Below are 24097 nucleotides of genomic sequence, written 5' to 3'. Positions count from 1 at the left end.
CATGGCCGATTCCGCCGCGATCCGATCGCTCCCCGGCCGCGCAGACCGCGCCGAGGCCGCCGCACCGCTCCAGCGCAGGTCGTCGCGCCTACCGACGGCTAAGCTGCTGCCCTGGCTGGTGCCGACCCTCGTCATCCTCGGCTGGCAGGCGGCGGCCTCGTTCGGGCTCGTCTCGACCCGCTTCATGCCCGCTCCCCTCGATGTCGCCGCCGCGGGCTGGCGCCTCGCCCAGACCGGCGAACTCTGGGAGAACCTGTGGGTCAGCTTCGCCCGGGCGGCCGCGGGCTTCCTCATCGGCGGCGGCATCGGGCTGACCTTCGGTCTGGCCAACGGCCTGTCGAACCTCTCGGAAAAGCTCACCGACACCACGCTGCAGATGGTGCGCAACGTGCCCCACCTGTCGCTGATCCCGCTGGTGATCCTGTGGTTCGGCATCGACGAGGGGGCCAAGCTCTTCCTCGTGGCGCTCGGCGTGTTCTTCCCCGTCTACGCCAACACCCTGCACGGCATCCGCTCGGTCGATCCGCAACTGATCGAGATGGGCCGGGTCTACGGCATGAACCGGCGCGAGCTGTTCTGGCGCGTGGTGCTGCCGGGCGCGCTGCCCTCGATCTTCGTCGGCGTGCGCTACGCCCTGGGCATCATGTGGCTGACGCTCATCGTCGCCGAGACGATCTCGGCCAATTCCGGCCTCGGCTACATGGCGATGCAGGCCCGCGAGTTCATGCTGGTCGATGTCGTGGTGCTGGCGATCCTGATCTACGCCGGGCTCGGCAAGATCGCCGACAGCCTGACCCGGGCGCTGGAACGCACCTGCCTCGCCTGGAACCCGGCCTACCGCAACGCCTGATTTTTCCGCGAGTGAACCCCATGTCCGCTGCCCTGCGCGTCGAGGACGCATCTGCGAGAGACCGCGACGCCGGCCTCGCCATCACCCTGCGCGGCCTCTCGAAAAGCTTCGACGGGGGGGCGCCCGTCATCCGCGGGCTCGACCTGCACGTGCCCGCCGGCCAGTTCGTTGCCGTGGTCGGCCGCTCCGGCTGCGGCAAGAGCACCCTGCTGCGCCTGATCCTCGGCCTCGAGGAGCCGAGCGCCGGCCGCGTGACCATCAATGGCGACCGGAATTCGAAAAGAATCATGTTCCAGGAGCCGCGGCTGCTGCCTTGGGCGCGGGTCTCCGACAACGTCGCGGTCGGGCTCGGGCGGGAAATCGGCCGTGCCGAGCGGCGCAAGCGGGCGCTCGCCGTCCTCGACGAGGTCGGGCTGGCCGACAAAGCCGGCAACTGGCCCGCGACGCTCTCCGGCGGCCAGCGCCAGCGTGTCGCGCTCGCCCGCGCCCTGGTGAGCCGCCCGGCGCTGCTGGCCCTGGACGAGCCGCTCGGGGCGCTGGACGCGCTCACCCGCATCGAGATGCAGGCGATGATCGAGCGGATCTGGGCGGACCAGGGCTTCACCGCGATCCTCGTCACCCACGATGTCGGCGAGGCGGTGGCGATGGCCGACCGCATCCTCGTGGTCGAGGAGGGCGCCATCGCGCTGGACGTCGCCGTGGACGTGCCCCGTCCGCGCCGCCGCGGTGACCCGGCGCTGGCCGAACTCGAAGGCCGCATCCTCGACCGGCTTCTCGGCCACGGCGCCTGACCTCTTCTTTCGTTTATTCGGAGCGTACCCCATGACCGCCCAGAGCCGCCCCCCCGCCGACGGCAAGACCGACGTCCTCTGGTTCCTGCCGACCCATGGCGACGGCCGCTATCTCGGTGCCTCGGAAGGCGCCCGCGACGTCTCGCTGCCCTATCTGCGCCAGATCGCGCAGGCCGCGGACGACCTCGGCTATTACGGCGTGCTGCTGCCGACCGGCCGTTCCTGCGAGGATTCCTGGGTCGTCGCCTCCGCGCTGGCCCCACTGACGCAGCGCCTGCGCTTCCTCGTCGCCGTGCGCCCCGGCCTTCAGGAGCCCTCGGTCGCCGCGCGCATGGCAGCGACCCTGGACCGGATCTCGGACGGGCGCCTCCTCATCAACGTCGTCACCGGGGGTGATCCGGTGGAGCTGAAGGGCGACGGCGTCTTCCTCGACCACGACGAGCGCTACGCCGTCACCGACGAGTTCCTGCACATCTGGCGCGGACTGATGGCCGGCGAGACCGTGAACTTCGCCGGTCAGCACCTGCGCTCGGAGAACGGCCGGGTGATCTTCCGCCCCGTCCAGGCGCCCTATCCGCCGCTCTATTTCGGCGGCTCCTCGCCCGCCGGCATCGAGGTCGCGGCCGAGCATTGCGAGGTCTACCTGACCTGGGGCGAGCCCCCGGCCGGCGTCGCCGAGAAGATCGCCAAGGCGCGCGAGGCCGCCGAGAAAAAGGGCAAGACCTTCTCCTACGGCATCCGTCTGCACGTCATCGTCCGCGAGACGGAAGGCGAGGCCTGGGAGGCGGCGGACCGTCTGATCTCGCGGCTCGACGACGCCACCATCGCCCAGGCGCAAGCCACCCTGAAGCGCCAGGATTCCGTCGGCCAGAGCCGGATGATGGCGCTGCACGGCGGTGACCGGAACAAGCTCGTCGTCTCGCCTAACCTCTGGGCCGGCGTCGGCCTCGTGCGCGGCGGGGCGGGCACGGCTCTGGTCGGCTCGGCGGATCAGGTCGCCGACCGGATGAAGGAGTACATCGATCTCGGCATCGATCGCTTCATCCTCTCCGGCTACCCACATCTGGAAGAGGCCTACCGCTTCGCCGAGCTGGTCTTCCCCAAGCTCCCCTTGCGCGCGACCACCGGCACGGCGCCGAGCACGGCCCGCAACAACGGCCCGTTCGGCGAGGTCATCGCCAACGACATCGTGCCGACCCGCCGCGTCAGCGCCCACTGATCGGGGAGTTTCGTCCGATGAATGCTCGCACCCGCTCCGCTTCCATCCCGGCGTCGCTGCTGCCGCGCCTGTGGCTGGCGCTCGCCGCGCTGATCTTTGCCAGCCTGACGCTCGCCGCCCATGCTGACGAGCGGACGGTGCGGATCGGCTACCAGAAGTACGGTACGCTGGTGCTGCTGAAGGGCCGCGGCAGCCTTGAGCCGAAGCTGAAGGCGCTGGGCTACCGGGTGCAGTGGTCGGAGTTTCCCTCCGGCCCGCCGCTGATGGAGGCGCTGAACGCGGGCGCGGTCGATTTCGGCTCGGCGGGCGAGACCCCGCCGATCTTCGCCCAGGCCGCGAGCGACGTGCTCGCTTACGTCGCCCACGAGCCCGCCGCGCCGAAGGGCGAGGCGATCCTGGTGCCGAAGGCGAGCCCGATCCAATCGGTCGCGGACCTGCGCGGCAAGAAGGTCGCGCTCAACAAGGGCTCGAACGTCCACTACCTGCTGGTGCGCGCGATCGAGGCGGCAGGCCTGACGCTCGCCGACATCACCCCGGTCTACCTTGCGCCCGCCGATGCGCGGGCGGCGTTCGAGCGCGGCGCGGTCGATGCCTGGGTGATCTGGGATCCGTACTTCGCGGCGGCCGAAGCCGGCGGCAACGCCCGGGTGCTCGCCGACGGCACCGGTCTCGTGCCGAACCACCAGTTCTACCTCTCCTCCAAGAGCTTCGCCGCCGAGAACGGCCCGGCGCTCGACGCCATCGTCGCCGCGGTCGCCGAGGTCGATGCCTGGGCCAAGGACAACACCGATGCGGTGGCCAAGGAACTGAGCCCCTCCGTCGGCATCCCGGCGCCGATCCTGAGCCTTGCCCTCAAGCGTCAGACCTACGGCATCCGCCCCCTCGACGAGGCGGTGACGCGGGAACAACAGCGCATCGCCGACACCTTCCACGGGCTCAAACTCGTGCCGAAGACGGTCGACATCGCCGGGGCCGTTCGCAAGCCGGGCAGCTGATCTTTCGGTACGCGCGGCCTCGCTACGACCCTCTCCTCCCGAGCAAACCCGAAAAGTCCCCATGAACCGCCGGTCCGCCGCCCGCCTCGTCCTCGCCGGCCTGACGCTGGGTCTCGCCCTCGGCCGCGATCCGGCCGCAGCGGAGGAATCCACCCTGCGCATCGGCTATCAGCGCTCCTCGGCGCTGATCGCGCTGCTGCGCGAGGACGCGGCGCTGGAGACGGCCCTGAAACCGCTTGGCGTCACCGTCTCCTGGCACGAGTTCACCAGCGGCCTGCCGATCATGGAGGCGCTGAACGTCGGCCGCATCGACGTCTCGGCGGATGTCGCCGACACCGTGCCGGTCTTCGCACAGGCGGCGAATGCCCGGATCACCTACATCGCGCAGGAGGCCGCCTCGCCGGAAGCTCAGGCGATCCTCGTGGCGGGCGATTCCCCGCTGAAGACGGTCGCCGACCTCAAGGGCCGCAAGGTCGCGGTCACCAAGGGCGCCGGCAGCCACTACCTGCTGCTCGCCGCGCTGAAGGCGGAGGGGCTGCCCTTCAAGAGCATCAACCCGGCCTACCTCACCCCGGCGGACGGGCGCAGCGCGCTGGCCGGCGGCAGCGTCGATGCCTGGGTGGCGTGGGACCCGTTCCTCTCCGCCGCGCAGATCCAGGCCGGGGCGCGCATCCTGCGGGACGGCACCGGCCTCTCGGCCTACAAGCGCTACTATCTCGCCTCCGACACCTACGCCGAAAAGCGCGCCGACGTGCTGACCCTGCTCGTCGCCAAGCTGCGCGAGGCCGGTGACTGGGTAAAGGCCAACCCGGACCCGGCCGCCGCGCGGCTCGGCGCCCTGTGGAAGATCGAGCCCGAAATCGTCAAAAGGGCCAATGCCCGCCGCTCCTACCGGGTCGAGCCGGTAAGCCGCGCGGGGTTGGCCGAGCAGCAGACCATCGCCGACGCCTTCCGCGCCGAGGGGCTGCTGCCGCGCGCCGTGGATGCGTCCGCGCTGCCGGTCTGGGAATCGCCGTCACGCTGATCGAGGGAGCGTCACGCAAGAGATCGAACAGGATCGAACACGATGACCCGTCAGGCAAGCCTGCCCCCCATCGCCGTGATCGGCGCGGGGTTCAGCGGCACCATGGCCGCGCTCCAGCTCCTCTCGGCCCTGCCGCCGGAGCAGCCGGTGCTGCTGTGCGAGCGCGGCGGCAGCTTCGCGCGTGGGCTCGCCTACGGCACCGGTAACCCGGCCCACCTCCTCAACGTGCGCGCCGCCAATATGAGCGCCTTTCCGGACCGACCGGGCCATTTCGAGGAGTGGCTCTCCGGCGCCGATCTCGGCGAGGGCGTCGTGACGACGTCGGCCGGCACCTTCGTGGCGCGGGGCCACTACGGCAGCTACCTCACCGACCTGCTGACCGCGGCCGTCACCGGGCCGGGGCTGCCGCGTCTGCGCCTCGTCAACGACGCGGTGACCGATCTGGAGCCGCGGGCCGGCGGCTTCCTGCTGCACACCGAAGGCGGACAGACCCACCGGGTCGCCGGCGCCGTGCTCGCCATGGGCAACCTGGCCTCGGCCGCACCCAAGAGCCGCCACAGCCTCGACCCCTGGGCCCCGGAAAGCTTCGGCCGCCTGCACCCGCACGCGCCGGTCCTGATCGTCGGAACCGGCCTCACCATGCTCGACGCCGTGGCGAGCCTGCGGGCGCAGGGCTTTACCGGCGCGATCCTCGCCCTGTCGCGCCGGGGCCTGCTGCCGAACGCCCACGCCCCCGCCGACCTCTGGCCTACGCCGAACCTGAGGCCGGCCGACTTCGCCTCCCTGAGGCGGCTCCTCGCCCGCATCCGCTCGGACGTCGCGCGGGCCGCTGAACTGGGTATCGGCTGGCACGGCGTCATCGACGCCCTGCGTCCGCTCACCGATACGATCTGGCGCAGCCTGCCGCCGCGGGAGCAGGCCCGGTTCCAGCGCCACCTGCGCCCGTTCTGGGATGTGCATCGTCACCGCACCGCCCCACCGGCCGCGCAGACCATTGCCGACGAGATCGCCCGCGGCGCCCTGACGGTACGGGCCGGGCGCCTGATCGAGATCGAGGACGAGGCGTCGCAGGCGGTGGTGACGCTGCGCCTGCGCGGGGCCGAGCGCCCGGAGCGCCTCGCCGTCCAAGCGATGATCGACGCCACCGGCTTCGGTCATCTCAAAGAGAACCGCGACCCGTTGCTGCGGCGCCTGTTCGAGCGTGGCCTCGTGCGTCCCGGCCCGTTCGGGCTCGGCCTCGATGCGGGGGTGGATTACCGGGCGGTCCACACCGCGGCGGGGGAGGGCGGGGGACCGCTCTGGATCCTGGGGCCGCTCCTGCGCGGCATCCTGTGGGAATGCACCGCTGTGCCCGACATCCGCAACGAGGCCGCGGAACTCGCCGGCCTCGTCGCCGCAGCCCTCGACCGCGCGGCGGCGGCGTAGCGCACCCTCCTTCACGTCGTTCGGCAAAGCGTCCCGAAGCGCCGGAGAGCCTCGCCTCACCGGCGCTTCACGCATTCGTGAGGTGTGGTCGGGTCCCTGTCCGATCGCCCCGCATTCTCCGCTTCCAGCGCAAACCTCTGCCCGGCCTACGGTTTCTCGCGCTGCAGGCATGGGCCCTCTCGCGCCGGCTCACAATTCGGAATCGTTCTAAAGAGCTTGATCCAAGTTTGGAGTTGTTCTAATTAAAGGTCGTGACGGCGGGACGTCTGGCGCCGAACGGCCCCGACGGCAGACCTGCCAACGAGCAACGAACGAAAACCGGAGAGACATCATGGCCACCTCGAGCAACGCTGCCTGCCAGAGCTGCCGCTTCTTCGACGACCACAAGACCAACGGCGCCCAGGCCGCGGGCGACCAGGGCCTTTGCCGCTTCAACCCGCCGGTGAGCCAGCCCGACGCGCAGAGCCAGGGCCTGTGGCCGGTCGTCGCCTCCAAGGATTGGTGCGGCCACTTCACCGCCGACCTCGCCCCGGCCGAGTAAGCTCGGTTCGACCAGACTAATCCGAAAGGGCCGGTGCCACGTGCACCGGCCCTTTTCGTATGCGTGGTGCGAAGACGGGCGAATTGCGTCGCAACCGCCCCGCGGCGGTCATGATCCGGTCACCTTCCGATTCGATGGCTGCGGCGAAGGGGCAACGGTCCGTGAGCGGGCGGCCCAATCGTCAGAATGAACGGTGCGGCCCGTAACCGCCGCCGCGCCCGAGTGGGGATGTTTGCATGATCTTCGGACCGATCGGTGCGCGCGCGCCTTTCCTCCGCACCGGCCGCGTCGTGGCCCTCGCCGCCGGCCTGGCTGCCCTGTCGGCGGTTCCCGCCCCGGCCGCCGCGCCCGCGCATGACCCGAGCGGCACCTGGCTGACACAGGACGGCAAGGCGCGTATCCGCGTCGAGAAGTGCGGCCCGCAGGAGAAGAACCTGTGCGGCTACGCCGTGTGGCTGAAGACGCCGCTCAACGACGAGGGCAAGCCGCGCATCGATTTCCGCAACCCCGATGCAAAGAAGCGCACCCGTGCCGCGCTCGGGCATCAGCTCATCCTCGGGCTCAAGCTGAACGAGGATGCCCGCTACGAGGGCAAGATCTACAACGCCGAGGACGGCAAGTTCTACGACGTCACGATCTGGTCGGACGAGCCGGAGGAGCTGACGGTCAAGGGCTGCCTGATCGCCTTCCTGTGCCAGTCGCAGACCTGGAAGAAGGTGACCGACGCCCAGCCCGGCCAGCTCACCGGCCCGACCAATGGGTCGAACGGCCCCCGCGCCGATGCCGAGTGGGCGCCCAAGGCCGCCCCCGGCACGGCCGCCAATGCGCCCGCCGCCACCGGCAGCGCGGGCCCGGCGACGAAGCCCGCGCCGAAGCCCGCCGCCCCCAAGACCCCGGCGGCACCGGCCCCGGCGCAGTAACCGGCCCCCAAGAACCGCTCAGAAGACTGCCGCGATCGGAATGCCGGATCGCTTTCGCAGCCCGCGAAATCGGCTCAGGACGTCGGGGCCGCCACCCGCTGGCGCAACCCCGCGATCACCGCCTTCAGCATCTCGGCGCTCGCCTCCTCCGTGATGCCGCCGGGTGCGCGCGCGGCGTAGATCCGCTCGTGCACGAAGGCGAGCTTGGCGATCACCGACGGCGTCAGCGTGAACGGATAGAGTGGTGGCTGCCCCATGGAGCGGCTGAGCGAGTTCACCGCGTAGGTGAGCGGGATCCACGCCTCGACCACCCGCTCGAAATCCGGCGTCTCGTAAGGGTCGAAATCGATGCAGGTGGCCGGGGCCGCCGGCTCGGCCTTGGCCCGAAGCTTCGGCTTCAGGCGAATCTCGAAGGCGCTGCCGGTCTCCAGCGTGTCGATGATGTGGAGGTAGTGGGCGAAGGTCTCGGCGAAATCCTCCCACGGATGGGCGGTGGCGTAGGACGAGACGAACGACTCCTCCCAACGCGGCGGCGGCCCCTCGGCGTGATGGCGCTGGAGCGCGGCCCCGTAATCGGCGCTCTCGTCGCCGAACAGGGCGCGAAAGGTCGGCAGGCTCGCGTCGTAACGCACCATCAAGTTCCAGAAGTAATGCCCGATCTCGTGGCGGAAATGGCCGAGCAGGGTGCGGTAATACTCGCCGAACAGCTTGCGGCGGCGTTCCCGCTCGACGTCGTCGGCCTCGGCGATGGACAGGGTGATGAGCCCGTCGAGATGGCCGGTCATCACCGGCGGTCCGGCGGATTCGGCCAGGAAATCGAAGGCGAGCCCGTCGGAGTATTGCTCCCGCGTCACCAGCGGAAGGTCGAGGCGCAGGAGCGAGTAGAACAACCGGTGCTTGGCCGCCTCGATCCGGCGCCAGCGGTCGAGATTGGTCCCGACGCCCAGGTCCGGCACCATCCGGTTGTGGCGGCAGGCGACGCAGAACGCTTCACCGGATTCCGCCGGCACCATCCAGTTGCAGGCGTCGTGGGCCGCGTTGGCGCAGAGTCGGTACTTGCGGCCCGGATGCGCGTAGGCGCGGAACAACGGCCCGCGCCCGTCCTCTCCGCTGGGCTCCAGCGCCGAGATCTCGTGCCGGTCGCAGACATAGCCGAGCCGCCGCTCACAGCTCTCGCAGACGGTGCTCTCGAACGACACCGGCTGGTCGCAGGCTTGGCACTGGAAGATTTTCATGGGAGGCCCCCGCTCCGGCCGCCGCGGGATGCCTACAAGAACCGGGCCGCACCGTCGCTCCCGCGGCTTCCGCGGCTTCCGCACTTACCAAGGGTGCGAGCCGGACGAAGTTCCATGCCGGCCGGCGGCCACTGCACGGTTCTTGCTATCCCGATTGCTCCTTCCGGCCGCATGAACTGTAGTAAGGCATGCAATCGGCGGCCGAGCGCACCGCCCGCTCGTTCGAGACCATCGCAGAAGCCTTCGGAGCCTCCGTGTCGATCCAAGCCGCCCTGCACCACGTCACGCATTACCGCTACGACCGGCCGATCGCGCTGGGGCCGCAGACGATCCGGCTGCGCCCGGCGCCGCATGCGCGGACCCGGGTGCCGGCCTACGCGTTGAAGGTGACGCCGGAGAACCACTTCATCAACTGGCAGCAGGATCCGGCCGGCAACTGGCTCGCCCGCCTCGTCTTCCCGGAAAAGACCACGGAACTGCGCATCGAGGTCGATCTCACCGCCGACCTCGCGGTCATCAATCCGTTCGACTTCTTCGTCGAGCCCTACGCCGAGCGCCATCCCTTCGACTACGAGTCGGATCTGAAGGTCGCGCTCGCGCCCTACCTCGTCCTCGACGACGCGCACGGGCCGGAGATCGACGCCTTCCTGACGCGCATCCCCGAGGAGACCCACACGGTCACCTTCCTCGTGGCGCTCAACGCATTGCTGCGGGCGGAGGTGAATTACGGCGTGCGCATGGAGCCCGGCGTGCAGACGCCCGCCGAGACGCTGAACCTGCAGAGCGGCTCGTGCCGCGATTCCGCGTGGCTGCTGGTGCAGGTGCTGCGGCGCCTCGGCTTTGCCGCCCGCTTCGTCTCGGGCTACCTGATCCAGCTCGTGCCCGACACCACCGCCGTGGATGGCCCGACCGGCACCACGACCGACTTCACCGATCTCCACGCCTGGGCCGAGGTCTACCTTCCCGGCGCGGGCTGGATCGGCTTCGACGCCACCTCCGGCCTGCTCACGGGCGAGGGGCACATCCCTCTGGTCGCCACCGCACATTACAACGCCGCCGCGCCGATCTCGGGGCTGGCCGAGCCGGCCAAGGTCGAGTTCGCCTACGAGATGACGGTCAGCCGCGTGGCTGAAGCCCCGCGCATCACCAAGCCGTTCTCGGACGAGGTCTGGACCTCGATGGACGCGCTCGGCGAGCGCATCGACGCGGATCTCGCCGAGCAGGACGTGCGCCTGACCATGGGCGGCGAGCCGACCTTCGTTTCGGTGGACGACTTCGAGTCGCCCGAATGGAACGTCGCCGCCGTGGGGCCGACCAAGCGGGGCCTCGCCGACCAACTGATCCGCCGCCTGCGGAACCGCTTCGCGCCCGGCGGCATGCTGCATTACGGCCAGGGCAAGTGGTATCCCGGCGAGAGCCTGCCGCGCTGGGCCTTCGCCCTCTACTGGCGCAAGGACGGCGTGCCGATCTGGAAGAACGCCGACTTGATCGCCGTCGAGGACGGCCCAAAGACCGCCACCATCACGGATGCCGAGCGGCTGATCGGCACGCTCGCCGAGCGACTCGAACTCGCCCGCTTCGTCTTCCCGGCCTACGAGGACGCCGTGTACTGGCGGACCCGCGAGAGCGAGCTGCCGGCCAACGTCACGACCGCGGAACCACGGACCGGCAGCCCGGAGACCGATGCCCGGTTCGCGCGCGTGTTCGGGCGCGGCCTCGACGCGCCCGTCGGCTACGTGCTGCCGCTGGCCAACCTCGCGGCGGGGGAGGGCCGTGCCTGGATCTCGGAGACCTGGAAGTTCCGCCGCGGCGGTGCCTACCTCAACCCCGGCGACTCGCCGCTGGGCTTCCGCCTGCCGCTCGGCTCGCTGCCCTACGTTCCGCCGGATTCCTACCCCTACTACCACCCGCAGGACCCGCTCGAAGCCCGCGGCGACCTGCCCGTCGAACCGGGCGGCCCCCGGGACGCCCCCCTGACGAAGGGCGCCGACCGGGCCAACGGCGCCGGCATCGAGGGCGTGGCCGTGCGCACCGCGCTGTCGGTCGAGCCGCGCGACGGCGTGCTCTGCGTGTTCATGCCGCCCGTGGAGCGGGCCGACGACTACATCGACCTCGTCGGACATCTCGAACGCGCCGCCGAGAGCATCGGCCAGCCGATCCACATCGAGGGCTACGAGCCGGCCTACGATCCGCGTCTGTCGGTCATCAAGGTCACGCCCGATCCCGGCGTGATCGAGGTCAACGTCCACCCCGCCGGCTCCTGGCGCGAGGCGGTCGCGATCACCCGCGGCCTCTATGAGGAGGCGCGCCAAACGCGCCTGGGCGCCGAGAAGTTCATGATCGACGGGCGCCATACCGGCACCGGCGGCGGCAACCACGTCGTGCTCGGCGGCGCGACCCCGTCCGACTCGCCGTTCCTGCGCCGGCCGGATCTCCTGAAGAGCCTCGTGCTGTTCTGGCAGCGGCACCCGTGCCTGTCGTACCTGTTCGCCGGCCTCTATGTCGGCCCGACGAGCCAGGCGCCGCGCATGGACGAGGCCCGCCATGACGGGCTCTACGAATTGGAGATCGCGCTGGCGCAGGTGCCGGAGCCGGATGGGGCCAACATCCCGCACTGGCTGGTGGACCGGTTGTTCCGCAACATCCTCGCCGACGTCACCGGCAACACCCATCGCGCCGAGATCTGCATCGACAAGCTGTTCTCGCCGGACGGCGCCACGGGCCGGCTCGGCCTGCTCGAATTCCGCTCCTTCGAGATGCCGCCGGACGCGCGCATGAGCCTTGCCCAGCAGGTGCTGTTGCGGGCCATCGTGGCGTGGCTCTGGCGCGAGCCGCAGACGGGCGGCTGTGTCCGCTGGGGCACGGCGCTGCACGATCGCTTCATGCTGCCGCATTTCCTCTGGGCGGACTTCCTCTCCGTGCTGGAAGACCTGCGCGGCGGCGGCTACGACTTCGACCCTCAGGCCTTCGCGGCGCAAGCCGAGTTCCGCTTCCCCGTCTTCGGCCGGGTGGAGCAGGGCGGCGTCGGCCTCGAATTGCGCCAAGCGCTGGAGCCGTGGCACGTGCTGGGCGAAGAGGGGGCCGCCGGGGGAACCGTGCGCTTCGTGGATGCATCCGTCGAACGGCTTCAGGTGAAGGTCGAGGGCTTCGTTCCCGGCCGGCACGTCATCGCCTGCAATGGCCGACGCCTGCCGATGACGCCGACCGGCGCCAGCGGCGAGGCGGTCGCGGGCCTGCGCTTCAAGGCGTGGCAGCCCGCCTCCTCGATGCACCCGACGATCCCGCCGCACGGGCCGCTGACCTTCGACATCTTCGATGCCTGGAGCGGCCGTTCGATCGGCGGCTGCCGCTACCATGTCAGCCATCCGGGCGGGCGCAACTACGACAGCTTTCCCGTCAACGCCTACGAGGCGGAGGGGCGCCGCCTCGCCCGGTTCGAGGCCATGGGCCACACACCCGGCCGCCTCGCGATGCCGGCCGAGGAGCGTACGGGCGACTTCCCCCTGACCCTCGACCTGCGCACGCCCGCCCCCCGATGACCGCCGGAGCGCTCTCCGTCGAAGTGGTCACCGGTTCGTCGCAAGAGAGCGCGGCAAGACAAGAATCCGGAGGCGCCCTCGCGGACGGGCCAACGCCCGACGCCTCCGCCTGGGCGGCCGACGACGCGGCCGCACGCATGCGCCGCTGGACGGAAGGCTACGCGCCCCGCCCCGGCCTCGCCGACGAACTGGTCGATGCGGGGGGCAACCTGCGCGGCGGCTGGCCGCGCTTTCTGGAGCGTCTCGCCCGGCTCGACGACCGCGAGGTGGCCGCCCGCTTCCTCTCCGCCGAGCGGCATATCCGCGACGCGGGCATCTCCTACCGGGTCTACGGCGACGGGCGCGAGCATCCCTGGCCGCTGGGCTCGCTGCCGCTCGTCATCGACGCCGCCGACTGGGCGGAGCTGTCAGCGGGAATCGTCCAGCGCGCCGGCCTGATGGAGCGCATCGTCGCCGACATCTACGGCGCGGGCCGGCTCGTCGCGGACGGGTTTCTGCCCGCGGGCGTGGTCGCGGGGCATCCCGAATATCTCCGGCCCGTCCACGGCATCGCCCCGCCCGGCGGGCGCTGGCTGCCGATCTACGCGGCGGATGTCGGACGCGGCCCCGACGGGCGCTGGCAGGTGCTGGCCGACCGCACCCAGGCGCCCTCCGGCCTCGGCTACGCGCTGGAGAACCGGATGGTGCTCGCCCGCGCCTTCCCGGACCTGTTCGCCGACCTTCATGTCGAGCGCCTGCCCGGCTTCTTCCAAGCGTTCCGCGCCGGATTGGCGGCGGCCTGCGCCCGCACCGACCCGCGCATCTGCCTGCTGACCTCGGGGCCCTACAGCAGCACCTATGTCGAGCAGGCCGCGCTCGCGCGCTATCTCGGCTTCCTGCTGGTGGAGGGCGACGACCTCGTGGTGCGGGACGGGCTCCTGCATGTCCGGACCATCGCCGGGCTCAAGCGCACCGATGCGGTCTGGCGCCGGATCGATGCCGATTATCTCGATCCGATGGAGCTGCGCTCGGATTCGCGCCTCGGCGTGCCCGGCATCCTCCAAGTGCTACGCCGGGGCGGTGCCGTGGTCGGCAACATGCCGGGCTCCGGCGTGCTCGAATCGGCCGCGCTCTCACCCTACCTGCCCGCCATCGCCCGGCGGCTCACCGGCGAGGAATTGCGGCTCACGGGGCCCCGCACCTGGTGGTGCGGCGATCCGGACGGCCTCGACCACGCGCTGGCCAACCTCGACCGCCTGACGCTGCGCGCCGCCGCGACCCCGGTGCGCGGCCCGGAGCGCGACGCGATGCTGGCCGGCCCGGCACTCGACGCCGCCCGCGCCCGCGCCGTCGCGTCCCTCCGCGAGCGGCCGTTCGACTGGGTGGCGCAGGAGCCCGCGCCGCTCTCGACCATGCCTGCGTGGCAGGACGGGCGGCTCGTCGCCCGCCCCTTCGTCATGCGCGTCTTTGCCGCCGCCACGCCCGACGGCTGGCGCGTGCTGCCGAGCGCCTTCTGCCGCGTCGCCGAGCACGAGGGTGCCGACCCGAGCGAGATGCGCGCCGGCATCCGCTCTGCCGACGTCTGGGTCCTGTCCGACACGCCCGTGGATACGCCGACCCTCGTGCACACGAGCGCGCCGCGCATCCGCCGCATCGCCGGCCACCTGCCATCGCGGGCGGCCGACAACCTGTTCTGGTTCGGGCGCTACCTCGAGCGGGCGGAAGCGGTGATCCGCCTCGTCCAGGCCCATCTCGGGGTGTTCAGCGAGGCGATCGCGGCCGACGCCTCCGGGGCGGAGGGCGCGCCGACGGCGCTCGCCATCCGCGCGCTGCTCAAGGATTGGGGCGCGGTGAGCGCGGTCGATCTCTCACCCGCGGCCGTGGCCGGGGAGGCGCTTTCCGGCAAGACACTTCCCGGCAAGACGCTCCACGGCTCGGGCCTCGCCCATGTGCTGGAGGCCCGGCGCATCGCCGCCTCCCTGCGCGAGCGGCTGCCGGCCGAATCCTGGCGGGCGCTGGCCGACCTGCGCGACACCCTGGCCTACACGGAAGCCTGGGCGCCCACCGAGGCGCAGCTCTTCGGCAAGGCCGAGCGGGCGCTCGGCCATCTCGCCGCGCTCACCGGCCTGATCCACGAGAATATGGGCCACGCCGCCGGCTGGCGCTTCGCCGATATGGGCCGGCGCATCGAGCGGGCGATCAACACCTGCGGTTTCGCGGTCCGCTTCTGCGGCGAGGAAGCCGGCGCCGAGGATCTCGGCGTGATGCTCTCGCTCGCGGATTCGCAGATCGCCTACGGGGCGCGCTACCTCGTCGGCGTGAGCCGCGATGCGGTCTGCGACATGGCGGTGCTCGATCCCCACAACCCCCGTTCCGTCGCCTACCAGATTCAGGCGATGGTCGCCCATCTCGACGCCCTGCCGGCGCTCGCCGCCGACGGGCTGCCCGAGCCGCACCGCCGCCGGGCGCTGGCGCTGGCGGCCACGCTCCAGACGGCGGAGGCCGCCGCGTTCGACGCCGAGACCATGGAGCGGTTCGAGGCGGATCTGGAAGGCCTCGCCGACGGGATCGCCGGCCGCTACTTCCCCAACGGCCCCAATGCCCTGCGGCCCGAGAAGCTCACGGGTCTCGCTTGATCTACAGCCTGCGTCACCTGACGACCTATCGCTATGCGCGAGCCGTCCGCTTCGCGCGCTGCAACCTGCGCCTTCGCCCCCGCGACGGCGAGGGGCAGCGGGTGCTGGACAGCGCGCTTCACGTCACGCCCACGCCGACCAGCCGTCTCGAGCGGCGCGACTTCTTCGGTCTCGATACGCTGACCCTGACCCTCGACGAGCCTCACCGCGAATTCACGGTCGAGGCGGTCTCACGCGTCGCCGTAGAGCGGCCGGCTCCCCCGCCGCCCGAGGCGGGCCAGCCCTGGGAGGCCGTGCGCGCGGCGGCCGTTGCGCTCCCCTCGCTGGGGCCGGACGGGCCGGCGCATTTCCAGTTCCGCAGCCAGCGGGTGCCGCTCGAACCGGCAGTGACGGACTATGCCCGCGTCAGCTTTCCGCCGGGGCGCAGCGCCTATGGCGGTGCGGTCGAGCTGATGCATCGCATCCGCGAAGATTTCCGTTTCGACGCCAAGGCGACCACCGTCTCGACGCCGCTGGCGGAAGCCTTCGCCCTGCGAGCCGGCGTCTGCCAGGACTTCACGCACGTCATGATCGCCGGCCTTCGCGGCCTCGGCCTGCCGGCCGCCTATGTCAGCGGCTACCTGCGCACCCGGCCGCCGGCCGGGCGGCCGCGCCTGCGCGGGGCGGATGCCAGCCACGCCTGGGTCGCGCTGTGGTGCGGGCCGGAGGTGGGGGAGAGCGGCTGGATCGGCCTCGACCCGACCAATGCCTGCGTCGTACGCGACGACCACATCGTCGTGGCACGCGGGCGGGATTACACCGACGTCGCGCCGATCGACGGGATGGTCGCTTCCGCCGGGGCACAGAAGCTCACCGTCGAGGTCGACGTCATCCCCGAGGACGAGGCAGCCTGAGGGGCGTTCTCAGCCGGAGACACCGGCCCGGAAGAGCCGCCCGTGCTCGGTCCAGGCCACGACCAGCAGGGCGAGGCCGCCGAGCAGAGCGTAGCCGTAGGCCACCGGCATCACCGTGCCGTCGAAGGCGTGCCCGATGATGAAGCCGCAGAAGGCGCCGAGGATCGTGGTGTAGAAGCCGAGGAACGAGGACGCCGTGCCGGCGATGGCCCCGAGCGGCTGGAGCGCCAGCGCGTTGAAGTTCGGCAGGGCGAAGCTGATCAGGAACTGGTTGAGCGCCAGAACCGACAGGAACAGCACCAGCGGCGGATGCCCCTGATAGTGCAGGCCGATGCCGACCTGCACGAGGCCGACCGCGGTGAAGGCGGTGACGCCCGCGTGCGAGAGCGTGCGCATCCCGAGCCGGCGCACGAGGCGGGAATTGATCAGCGTCGCCGCACCCATCGCGCCGGCCACGACGCCGAAGGCGACGGGAAACAGGCCGCCGAGATGGTAGAGCCCGGTGTCGAACACCTGCTGGGCCGAGCCGACATAGCCCATGATGCAGCCCGTCAGCAGGCCGAGCGCCGTGGCGTAGCCGATCGCCGCGCGGGTGCGCAGCACCGTCAGCAGCGCCTGCCCCGTCGCCCCCAGCGAGAGCGGGCGGCGGTACTCGGGATGCAGCGTCTCGGGCATGCGCAGGGCGAACCACAGGGTGAGCACGCCGCCGAGCACCAGCATCGAGACGAACACCCAGATCCACGAGCCGAGCAGCAGCATGGTCGCGCCGATCGCCGGCCCGAGCATCGGCACGATCAGGAACACCATCATGATGAGCGACATCACGCTCGCCATCTCGCGCCCCGAGAAGCGGTCACGCACGATCGCCGTCGAGAGCACCCGGCCGCCGGCCGCGCCCATGCCCTGGATGACGCGGGAGGCGAGCAGCCACTCGTAGCTCGGCGCCAGCATCGAGAGGATGCAGCCTGCGGTGTAGATGCCGAGGCTGATCAGCAGCGTCGGCCGCCGCCCGAGCGCATCCGAGACCGGCCCGTAGACGATCTGCGCCACCCCGAAGCCGATCATGTAGACGTAGACGAGGAGCTGCAGGCTGTTGGGGTCGGCGACCGAAAACCGCTCCTGGATCGCGGGGAAGGCCGGCAGCAGGTTGTCGATCGACATGGCGGTGACCGCCATCATCAGCGCGACGATGCCGACGAACTCGGCAAAGCCCGGCCCGGCCCAAGGCGATGGACTCGAAGGGGACGGGCTCGCCGGCGTGCCCGCGGGCACACGCGGGGCCGCCCCCGGCAAACCGCCCGGCGAGGCTTCGGAGGCGGGGCTTCCGAGGGTGGGCCGAGGGGAGGGTGTCACGGTCGCGGATGCTCTCAGGGGCAGCACCCGGCTCGAGACCGGGCGCAGCGGGACAAACGGTGGCCTGTCGTAACGCGGAGGGGGCTGGTGCTATCCCTCCCTCGTACGGGTGGGAGGGTCGCCTGCGACGGCGCGCCTATTTCGGCGTCCCGTCGCCCGCGGCCATCGCCGCACTGAGCCGGGCGTAGTTCTGGGTCACGAGGGCGATGTTGGCCGGCGACGGCTTTTCGGGCTCGCCCGCCGCGAGCGCCGCCTTGATCTCCTCGACCGCCTCGGCCTTCTCCTTGGCGGGCATCGCCTTGTCGGCCTGGAGCGCGGCCAGTTGCTTCTTCAGCAACGGCGTTGCGCCGACATAGCTCTTCGTGTCGGGATCGATCCCGCCGAGCACCGCATCGACGGTGTCGCTGGCGTCCTGAAACGCTTCGAGGCTGGCAAAGCCGTTCCGCTTCACGATCGCCTCGGCCTGGGCTTGCGCCTGTTCCTCGGCCTTCGGATCAGGCTTGTCGGGCGCCGTGCCGGGCAGCCTCGCGAGTTCGGGCTGGGCGACGAGGAGGCCGTCGATCTGTCCTTGCGTCAGCGCGATCGCCTTGCCCGGCTCCGGCGCGGCGGTCTCGACGGGTGCCTTGCCCTGCGGCGAGGCGGTCGGCTTCGCCTGGGCGAACGCGACGCCCGGAACCAGGGTGGTTCCGGCGAGGAGGGCGGAGAAGGACGCGGCGAACAGGCTGCGCGATCGGATCGTCATCATCGTCTGCCTCTGGTGTCTCGTCGGCGGCGCCGAGGAAAACCCCGCAAGCGCGGCGGCTTTCGCCCGCGCCGGGGGCTTGTCGCAACGGGTCGCGGCGAAAGCGTGATGGCATCCGGGGGATGGCCCGCTCCGTGCGCTGCCGCATTTGCCACGCCGCAGCCGCAAAGCCGGCCTCTGCTTTGCGGCCAAGTTCGTTGCCAAGTTCGTTGCCGATCGTGAGGAGACAGGAGCCCGTGAGCGATGCCCCTGTGAACCATATCCCCGTAAGCCCGCGCCGCGCGCGGCACGCCCGTGCAGCCTGGCTCGCCGTCGCGATCGCGCTGGCCACCCTGGGCCCGGCGCGCGCCGAAAACGATGACGCGGCGCGGAACCTCGTCGCCCCTTACGTCGAGGCGGGCCTGTTCTCGGGCGTCATCCTCGTGGCCCGGGACGGGCGTCCGGTCTTCCGCCAAGCCTACGGACTTGCCGACCGCGAGTGGGAGATCCCCAACACGCCCCAGACCCATTTCCGCATCGGCTCGCTGACCAAGGCCTTCACCGCCGCCGCCGTGCTGAAGCTCGCCGAGGCCGGCCGGCTCGGGCTCGACGATCCCGTCCGCCGCTGGGTTCCGTCCGTGCCGGAGGCCTGGGCGGGGGTGAGCCTGCGCCACCTGCTCCAGCACCGCTCCGGCATCATCAACTTCACGGCGCTGCCGAACTACTACGACCAGATCGCGCGGGTCGATCACACGCCCGCGCAGATCGTGGCGCTGACGGCGGGCGACCCGCTGCTGTTCTCGCCGGGCGAACGGTTCGAGTACAGCAACACCAACTACGTGCTGCTCGGGATGGTGATCGAGGCCGCCTCGGGCCTCTCCTACGAAGGATACCTGCGCGAAACCCTCCTCGCCCCGCTGGGGCTGAAGGCGACGGGCTACGACGACCTCACCGCGATCCTGCCGCGGCGGGCCGCCGGCTACCGGCGGGGGCGGGCGCAGTGGCGCAACGCGGTGCCGATGGCGGCGAGTTCGGCCTATGCCGCGGGCGCGCTCTATTCCACGGTCGACGACCTACTGGCCTGGGACGAGGCGCTCGCCGGCCCGCGCCTGCTCTCCGAGGCCTCGCGTGCGGCGATGTTCGATGATCGCGGCACCGGCTACGGCCTCGGCTGGTTCGTCTCCCGCGCCTTCGGCAAGCCGGGGGACAAGGCGAGCGGCCACCGCGTCTTCGGCCATGCCGGCGCGATCCCCGGCTTCCTCTCGATCAACGACGTCTATCCGGACGACCGGCTCACGGTGATCGTGCTCTCGAACACCGAGACCGCGCCGGCCCAGAAGATCGCCCGCGACCTCGCCGCGCTCCATCTCGGCCATTACGCGGCGCCGGAAGCCATCGTGCTGGAGGACGTGATCCTCGACCGTTACCCCGGCACCTACCGCCTTGGCCCCCGCGCCTTCCTCACCGTCGCCCGCGACGGCCGGGGCCTGACGGCGCGGGCGGAAGGGCCGGGAATGCGGGAGCCCGCCTTCCCCTTCGTGCCCGAGAGCGACCGCACCTTCGTCAGCCCCGTCGCCGACATGCGCCTCACCTTCGAGACGGAGCCCGACGGCACGCCCACGGGGGTGATCCTGCATCGCGACGGCCGCGACCGGACCGGGCCGCGCGTGACCGCGGAGGAGGCGCGAGCCGTGCTCGCCGAGCCGCCGCGGGAGCACCGCGAAGTCGCCATCGACCGCTCCGGCCTGGCGGCGCTCGCCGGCCGCTACGCCCTGGGGCCGGGCTCCGAGATCGCGGTGACCGTCGAGGACGGGCGGATCTTCGCGCAAGTCACGCGGCAGCCGCGCAACGAGCTGTTTCCGGAGGGCGAGCGTGCGTTCTTCCTGCGCGCGGTCGATGCGCAGATCCGCTTCACCGCCGACGAGACCGGCCGCGTCACCGGCCTGACCCTGCTCCAGAACGGCTACGAGACCGACGCGCCCCGACGGCCCGACGAGGGGGCCACGATCCCGCTTCTTGGACAAAGGGCGGGGTCGCCAGGGGACCCGAAAGGGTCTAACTGATGGAGCCGCAGCCGCCCCCGGCGGCCGGCAAAACAATTGCGAACACAGTCAAGTCGGCGGCCACCAGAAGCCGCGTTGGACAAAAGTCCACCTTGATCGGACGGGGCGACTGCTCTTGTCTCCCGCGGAGACGCGGCAACACCCGCGACACAAGACCGGCGACAAGAGCGGTCAACGAACAAGCGCAACGGAGGAAACGCGATGAACAAGCCCGAATTCCTGGCGGATGCCAAGACGAAGTCGCCGTTCTCGGCGCGCTACGACAACTTCATCGGCGGCCAGTGGGTCGCGCCGGCGAGCGGCCGCTATTTCGAGAACACCTCCCCCATCACCGGCAAGGTGATCTGCGAGGTCGCCCGCTCCGAGGCGCAGGACATCGAGCGGGCGCTCGACGCCGCGCACGCCGCCAAGGATGCCTGGGGCCGCACCGCGCCGGCCGAGCGCGCCCGCATCCTCAACAAGATCGCCGACCGGATGGAGGACAACCTCGATCTGATCGCGCTGGCCGAGACCTGGGACAACGGCAAGCCGATCCGCGAGACCACCGCCGCCGACATCCCGCTCGCCATCGACCACTGGCGCTACTTCGCGAGCTGCGTGCGGGCGCAGGAAGGCGCGATCTCCGAGATCGACCACGACACCGTGGCCTACCATTTCCACGAGCCGCTCGGCGTCGTCGGCCAGATTATTCCGTGGAATTTCCCGATCCTGATGGCGGTGTGGAAGCTGGCCCCCGCGCTCGCCGCCGGCAACTGCGTGGTGCTCAAGCCCGCCGAGCAGACCCCGGCCTCGATCCTCGTGGTGATGGAGCTGATCGGCGACCTGCTGCCGCCCGGCGTCATCAACGTCGTCAACGGCTTCGGCCTGGAGGCCGGCAAGCCGCTCGCCTCGAACCCGCGCATCGCCAAGATCGCCTTCACCGGTGAGACGACCACCGGCCGCCTCATCATGCAGTACGCTTCGCAGAACCTGATCCCGGTGACGCTGGAACTGGGCGGCAAGTCGCCGAACATCTTCTTTGGCGACGTCGCCAACGAGGACGACGACTTCTTCGACAAGGCGCTCGAAGGCTTCACCATGTTCGCCCTCAACCAGGGCGAAGTCTGCACCTGCCCGAGCCGCGCGCTCGTGCACGAGTCGATCTACGACCGTTTCATCGAGCGCGCGATCAAGCGCGTCGAGGCGATCACGCAAGGCTCGCCGCTCGATCCGGCGACGATGATCGGCGCGCAGGCCTCCTCGGAGCAGCTCGAGAAGATCCTGAGCTACGTCGATATCGGCCGCCAGGAGGGCGCCGAGTGCCTCACGGGCGGCGCCCGCGGCACCCGCGACGGTGAACTCGCCGACGGCTTCTACATGCAGCCGACGGTGTTCAAGGGCCACAACAAGATGCGGATCTTCCAGGAGGAGATCTTCGGGCCCGTCCTGTCGGTCACGACCTTCAAGGACGACGAGGAGGCGCTCTCGATCGCCAACGACACCCTCTACGGCCTCGGCGCCGGCGTATGGACCCGCGACGGCACCCGCGCCTACCGCTTCGGCCGTGCCATCCAGGCCGGCCGCGTCTGGACGAACTGCTACCACGCCTACCCGGCGCACGCGGCCTTCGGCGGCTACAAGCAGTCCGGCATCGGCCGTGAGACCCACAAGATGATGCTCGACCACTACCAGCAGACCAAGAACATGCTGGTCAGCTACTCCTCGAAGAAGCTCGGGTTCTTCTAAGCTTTCATTCGAAAAGTTCGAGACCGACTTCAGCCCCGGCCGCAAGGCCGGGGTTTTTTGCTTTTCGGGATGCGCTTGCGGAACGAGCCCGATGTCTCTGCCCGGTCGCGGGGGTGTCTTTTCACCGGCCCGCCCCGGAGCAGACCCTATCCCATCGAGGGCCCGGCGTCCCTACGATGCGGACGGCAGCGCCTCTCGTGCCGGAGCCCAGTCTCGAAGGCCGGTCGCTTCAGCAGCTCCCCGATCACTCCTCCGCGGAAGCGGCGGAAGGGCAAACCTCGATGTCATCGTCCGGTACCGGCCCGGCGGAAGAATATTTTCATACAACGAAATATAAGACCAGGGCTGCGTTCGATCGCGATCACTATAATTCTGAAAACAGGGATAAATAGCATCCGAATGTCCACTCGACTTTACGTTCCATTATCAAACGCAGGATAGACATCATAGGGGATTGACCTGGGGCGAAAAATGAAAATCAGCATCAAATCAATACTTGTCAGCATATTCGCTATCTTGACGATCGTATCCGCTATCCAGGGAATCGTTTCGATCAAAGCCCTTCAAACGAATGGCGAGAGCACGAACGTCATCATCACCAATGCAATTCCGTCTCTCAATCAGGCGGGCCGCATCAACAGGCTCATCCTGCAGGTCAGAACAACTCAGCTGCGCTTCCTGACCGCGCCTAATGATGAAATCAGGAAAGAAGACCTTGCCTTGGCGAATGAGTTGATCGAGGCGCGCAGCTCCGAGATCGCCAAGTATAAGGCTCTCGTCGCCAGCAGCGCCGAGCAGGCTGCCTACGACGACCTCATCCAGAGGGTCGACGTGCTGAAGCAGGACTGGTCCAACCTGCGGCGGCTTGCCGAAACAAACATCGAGCAGGCCTTGGTGATGTTCCGTACGGAGAACCATACGCGGTATCGCGCCGCCGCCGCCGCCGCGACCCGGCTCGTCGATCTGAACTTCGAGGCCAGCAAGGCCGCCGGAGAGGCCGCGCAGATCCAACAATCTGAGGCGATCCGCACGGCCGTCACGATGCTGGCCGTGGGCCTCGTCGTCACGATCCTGGCCATGGCGTTCTCCATCTTCGGCGTGGCCCGGCCGATCCAGCAGATGACGGGCGCGATGCGCGACATCGCGAGCGGCGATACCGAGCGGGAGGTTCCGTCCAAGGGCCGCCGGAACGAGATCGGCGAGATGGCATCCGCCGTCGAGGTGTTCCGCACCAACCTGATCCATACGCGCAAGCTGGAGGAGGACACCGCTCTCGCCCGCGCCTCGGCGGAGGAGCAGCGCAAGGCCGGCATGCGGCAGATGGCCGATCATTTCGAGACGATGGTCAGTGGGATCATCGGCATGGTGACCTCGTCCGCCAGCCAGTTGCAGGCGACGGCTCAGAGCATGTCGGGAACGGCCACCGAGACGGCATCGCAATCCCTGACCGTGGCGTCTGCGGCCGAGGAGGCGGCGGCGAACGTGCAGACCGTTGCCGCCGCAGCCGAGGAACTGGGCGCATCGGTTCAGGAGATCGGCCGCCAGGTGGCGAGTTCGGCGGATCTGGCCGAGAGCGCGGTCGGCGAGGCCGACCATACGGCGGTGCTGGTGCAGAACCTGTCGAACGCCGCCGCCCAGATCAACAACGTCGTTTCGATGATCTCGACGATCGCCGGTCAGACGAACCTGCTGGCGCTGAACGCGACGATCGAGGCCGCCCGTGCCGGCGAGGCGGGCCGCGGCTTCGCCGTCGTCGCGACGGAAGTGAAGGAACTCGCCACCCAGACGTCGCGCGCCACCGACGAGATCGCCGCCCAGATCGGCACGATCCAGGGGGCGACCGGGCAGGCGGTGGCCGCGATCGGCGGCATTGCCGGCCGCATCAGGGAGATCAACGGCGTGGCGTCGAGCATCGCCGCCGCGGTCGAGCAGCAGGGGGCGGCGACCCAGGAGATCGTGCGCAACGTCGCCCAGGCCGCGATCGGCACCGGCGAGGTGACGACGAACATCAGCAGCGTGGCCGGTGCGGCCGAGGAGACGGGGGCTGCCGCGAGCCAGGTCCTGAGCGCTGCCGCGGAGCTGTCACGCCAGTCCGAGACCCTCTCGACGGAGGTTCAGCGCTTCCTCGCCACGGTGCGGGCCGCCTGATCGAAGCGCAAAGCCGCATCGGCACGTCCGAGCGGCACCC

Annotated in this window: 17 protein-coding genes; 14 read left to right on the top strand and 3 right to left on the bottom strand. The window is 70.2% G+C overall.

Annotation, left to right across the window (positions count from 1 at the left end):
* Position 1: 1 nt before the first annotated feature.
* From MKK50_RS07840 to MKK50_RS07805, 8 genes are all read left to right on the top strand, one after another.
* Positions 2–850 carry an ABC transporter permease subunit gene (locus MKK50_RS07840; protein WP_499021543.1) on the top strand — a complete coding sequence of 283 codons (849 nt, stop codon included), beginning with the start codon at positions 2–4 and terminating at the stop codon, positions 848–850.
* 20 nt (positions 851–870) lie between these two features.
* A complete protein-coding gene (locus MKK50_RS07835; RefSeq protein WP_499021541.1) occupies positions 871–1641 on the top strand; it encodes an ATP-binding cassette domain-containing protein in 771 nt (256 codons plus the stop codon).
* A gap of 31 nt (positions 1642–1672) precedes the next feature.
* On the top strand, positions 1673–2860 hold the full coding sequence (gene ssuD, locus MKK50_RS07830; protein ID WP_253370748.1) for an FMNH2-dependent alkanesulfonate monooxygenase: 1188 nt from the start codon (positions 1673–1675) through the stop codon (positions 2858–2860).
* Between the two features lie 17 nt (positions 2861–2877).
* Complete coding sequence (locus MKK50_RS07825) at positions 2878–3855, top strand: sulfonate ABC transporter substrate-binding protein (RefSeq protein WP_499021540.1); 978 nt, start codon at positions 2878–2880, stop codon at positions 3853–3855.
* A 61-nt stretch (positions 3856–3916) separates the two neighbouring features.
* The gene (locus tag MKK50_RS07820; RefSeq protein WP_499021538.1) at positions 3917–4879 is read left to right on the top strand and encodes an aliphatic sulfonate ABC transporter substrate-binding protein; all 963 of its coding nucleotides are present in this window, start codon (positions 3917–3919) and stop codon (positions 4877–4879) included.
* Between the two features lie 42 nt (positions 4880–4921).
* Positions 4922–6304 carry an FAD/NAD(P)-binding protein gene (locus MKK50_RS07815; protein ID WP_253370743.1) on the top strand — a complete coding sequence of 461 codons (1383 nt, stop codon included), beginning with the start codon at positions 4922–4924 and terminating at the stop codon, positions 6302–6304.
* A gap of 331 nt (positions 6305–6635) precedes the next feature.
* A complete protein-coding gene (locus MKK50_RS07810) occupies positions 6636–6845 on the top strand; it encodes a hypothetical protein (protein WP_253370741.1) in 210 nt (69 codons plus the stop codon).
* Between the two features lie 236 nt (positions 6846–7081).
* Positions 7082–7765 (top strand): DUF2147 domain-containing protein, encoded by a 684-nt coding sequence (locus MKK50_RS07805; protein ID WP_499021535.1) that lies wholly within the window; start codon positions 7082–7084, stop codon positions 7763–7765.
* 74 nt (positions 7766–7839) lie between these two features.
* Here MKK50_RS07805 and MKK50_RS07800 read toward each other — a convergent pair whose 3' ends face one another.
* Positions 7840–9000 carry a zinc-binding metallopeptidase family protein gene (locus tag MKK50_RS07800; protein WP_253370737.1) on the bottom strand — a complete coding sequence of 387 codons (1161 nt, stop codon included), beginning with the start codon at positions 8998–9000 and terminating at the stop codon, positions 7840–7842.
* A gap of 188 nt (positions 9001–9188) precedes the next feature.
* On the opposite strand from MKK50_RS07800, the gene MKK50_RS07795 reads away from it, so the two are divergent.
* Genes MKK50_RS07795 through MKK50_RS07785 form a run of 3 tightly spaced genes read left to right on the top strand, consistent with a single transcriptional unit; the run spans position 9189 to position 16047 of the window.
* Positions 9189–12539 (top strand): transglutaminase family protein, encoded by a 3351-nt coding sequence (locus tag MKK50_RS07795; RefSeq protein WP_499021534.1) that lies wholly within the window; start codon positions 9189–9191, stop codon positions 12537–12539.
* A complete protein-coding gene (locus MKK50_RS07790; protein ID WP_499021532.1) occupies positions 12536–15154 on the top strand; it encodes a circularly permuted type 2 ATP-grasp protein in 2619 nt (872 codons plus the stop codon). The genes MKK50_RS07795 and MKK50_RS07790 overlap by 4 nt, the downstream gene beginning before the upstream one ends.
* A complete protein-coding gene (locus MKK50_RS07785; RefSeq protein ID WP_499021531.1) occupies positions 15151–16047 on the top strand; it encodes a transglutaminase family protein in 897 nt (298 codons plus the stop codon). Before MKK50_RS07790 ends, MKK50_RS07785 begins: the two co-directional genes overlap by 4 nt.
* Positions 16048–16056: 9 nt before the next feature.
* Here the strand turns inward: MKK50_RS07785 and MKK50_RS07780 are convergent, their stop codons facing one another.
* Together MKK50_RS07780 and MKK50_RS07775 are read right to left on the bottom strand one after the other, a co-directional pair.
* Entirely contained in the window at positions 16057–17223 is a 1167-nt protein-coding gene (locus MKK50_RS07780; protein WP_499021606.1) for a multidrug effflux MFS transporter, read from the bottom strand.
* 313 nt (positions 17224–17536) lie between these two features.
* Positions 17537–18142, bottom strand: coding sequence for a hypothetical protein (locus MKK50_RS07775; RefSeq protein WP_499021529.1), 606 nt, complete (start codon positions 18140–18142; stop codon positions 17537–17539).
* 236 nt (positions 18143–18378) lie between these two features.
* Between MKK50_RS07775 and MKK50_RS07770 the strand changes: the two genes are divergently transcribed.
* The 3 genes from MKK50_RS07770 (at position 18379) to MKK50_RS07760 (ending at position 24057) form a co-directional block, all read left to right on the top strand.
* The gene (locus MKK50_RS07770) at positions 18379–20184 is read left to right on the top strand and encodes a serine hydrolase (protein WP_499021527.1); all 1806 of its coding nucleotides are present in this window, start codon (positions 18379–18381) and stop codon (positions 20182–20184) included.
* A 201-nt stretch (positions 20185–20385) separates the two neighbouring features.
* Complete coding sequence (adh, locus tag MKK50_RS07765; protein ID WP_499021526.1) at positions 20386–21909, top strand: aldehyde dehydrogenase; 1524 nt, start codon at positions 20386–20388, stop codon at positions 21907–21909.
* Between the two features lie 471 nt (positions 21910–22380).
* Positions 22381–24057: a methyl-accepting chemotaxis protein gene (locus MKK50_RS07760; protein WP_499021525.1), complete on the top strand. Its 1677-nt coding sequence runs from the start codon at positions 22381–22383 to the stop codon at positions 24055–24057.
* Positions 24058–24097: the final 40 nt, after the last annotated feature.

Origin of the sequence: Methylobacterium sp. J-043, assembly GCF_022829505.1 — a bacterium.
In the GTDB taxonomy this organism is placed as follows: Bacteria; Pseudomonadota; Alphaproteobacteria; order Rhizobiales; family Beijerinckiaceae; genus Methylobacterium; species Methylobacterium extorquens_A.
The sequence above is the reverse complement of the archived record's forward strand: the minus strand, read 5'-3'. Positions and strand labels throughout refer to the sequence as shown.

Bases quoted from the DNA above. Each gene is read 5' to 3' on its own strand.
- MKK50_RS07840 (WP_499021543.1), top strand. From the start codon at position 2: ATGGCCGATTCCGCCGCGATCCGATCGCTCCCCGGCCGCGCAGACCGC.
- MKK50_RS07835 (WP_499021541.1), top strand. From the start codon at position 871: ATGTCCGCTGCCCTGCGCGTCGAGGACGCATCTGCGAGAGACCGCGAC.
- ssuD (WP_253370748.1), top strand. From the start codon at position 1,673: ATGACCGCCCAGAGCCGCCCCCCCGCCGACGGCAAGACCGACGTCCTC.
- MKK50_RS07825 (WP_499021540.1), top strand. From the start codon at position 2,878: ATGAATGCTCGCACCCGCTCCGCTTCCATCCCGGCGTCGCTGCTGCCG.
- MKK50_RS07820 (WP_499021538.1), top strand. From the start codon at position 3,917: ATGAACCGCCGGTCCGCCGCCCGCCTCGTCCTCGCCGGCCTGACGCTG.
- MKK50_RS07815 (WP_253370743.1), top strand. From the start codon at position 4,922: ATGACCCGTCAGGCAAGCCTGCCCCCCATCGCCGTGATCGGCGCGGGG.
- MKK50_RS07810 (WP_253370741.1), top strand. From the start codon at position 6,636: ATGGCCACCTCGAGCAACGCTGCCTGCCAGAGCTGCCGCTTCTTCGAC.
- MKK50_RS07805 (WP_499021535.1), top strand. From the start codon at position 7,082: ATGATCTTCGGACCGATCGGTGCGCGCGCGCCTTTCCTCCGCACCGGC.
- MKK50_RS07800 (WP_253370737.1), bottom strand. From the start codon at position 9,000: ATGAAAATCTTCCAGTGCCAAGCCTGCGACCAGCCGGTGTCGTTCGAG.
- MKK50_RS07795 (WP_499021534.1), top strand. From the start codon at position 9,189: ATGCAATCGGCGGCCGAGCGCACCGCCCGCTCGTTCGAGACCATCGCA.
- MKK50_RS07790 (WP_499021532.1), top strand. From the start codon at position 12,536: ATGACCGCCGGAGCGCTCTCCGTCGAAGTGGTCACCGGTTCGTCGCAA.
- MKK50_RS07780 (WP_499021606.1), bottom strand. From the start codon at position 17,223: ATGGCGGTCACCGCCATGTCGATCGACAACCTGCTGCCGGCCTTCCCC.
- MKK50_RS07775 (WP_499021529.1), bottom strand. From the start codon at position 18,142: ATGACGATCCGATCGCGCAGCCTGTTCGCCGCGTCCTTCTCCGCCCTC.
- adh (WP_499021526.1), top strand. From the start codon at position 20,386: ATGAACAAGCCCGAATTCCTGGCGGATGCCAAGACGAAGTCGCCGTTC.
- MKK50_RS07760 (WP_499021525.1), top strand. From the start codon at position 22,381: ATGAAAATCAGCATCAAATCAATACTTGTCAGCATATTCGCTATCTTG.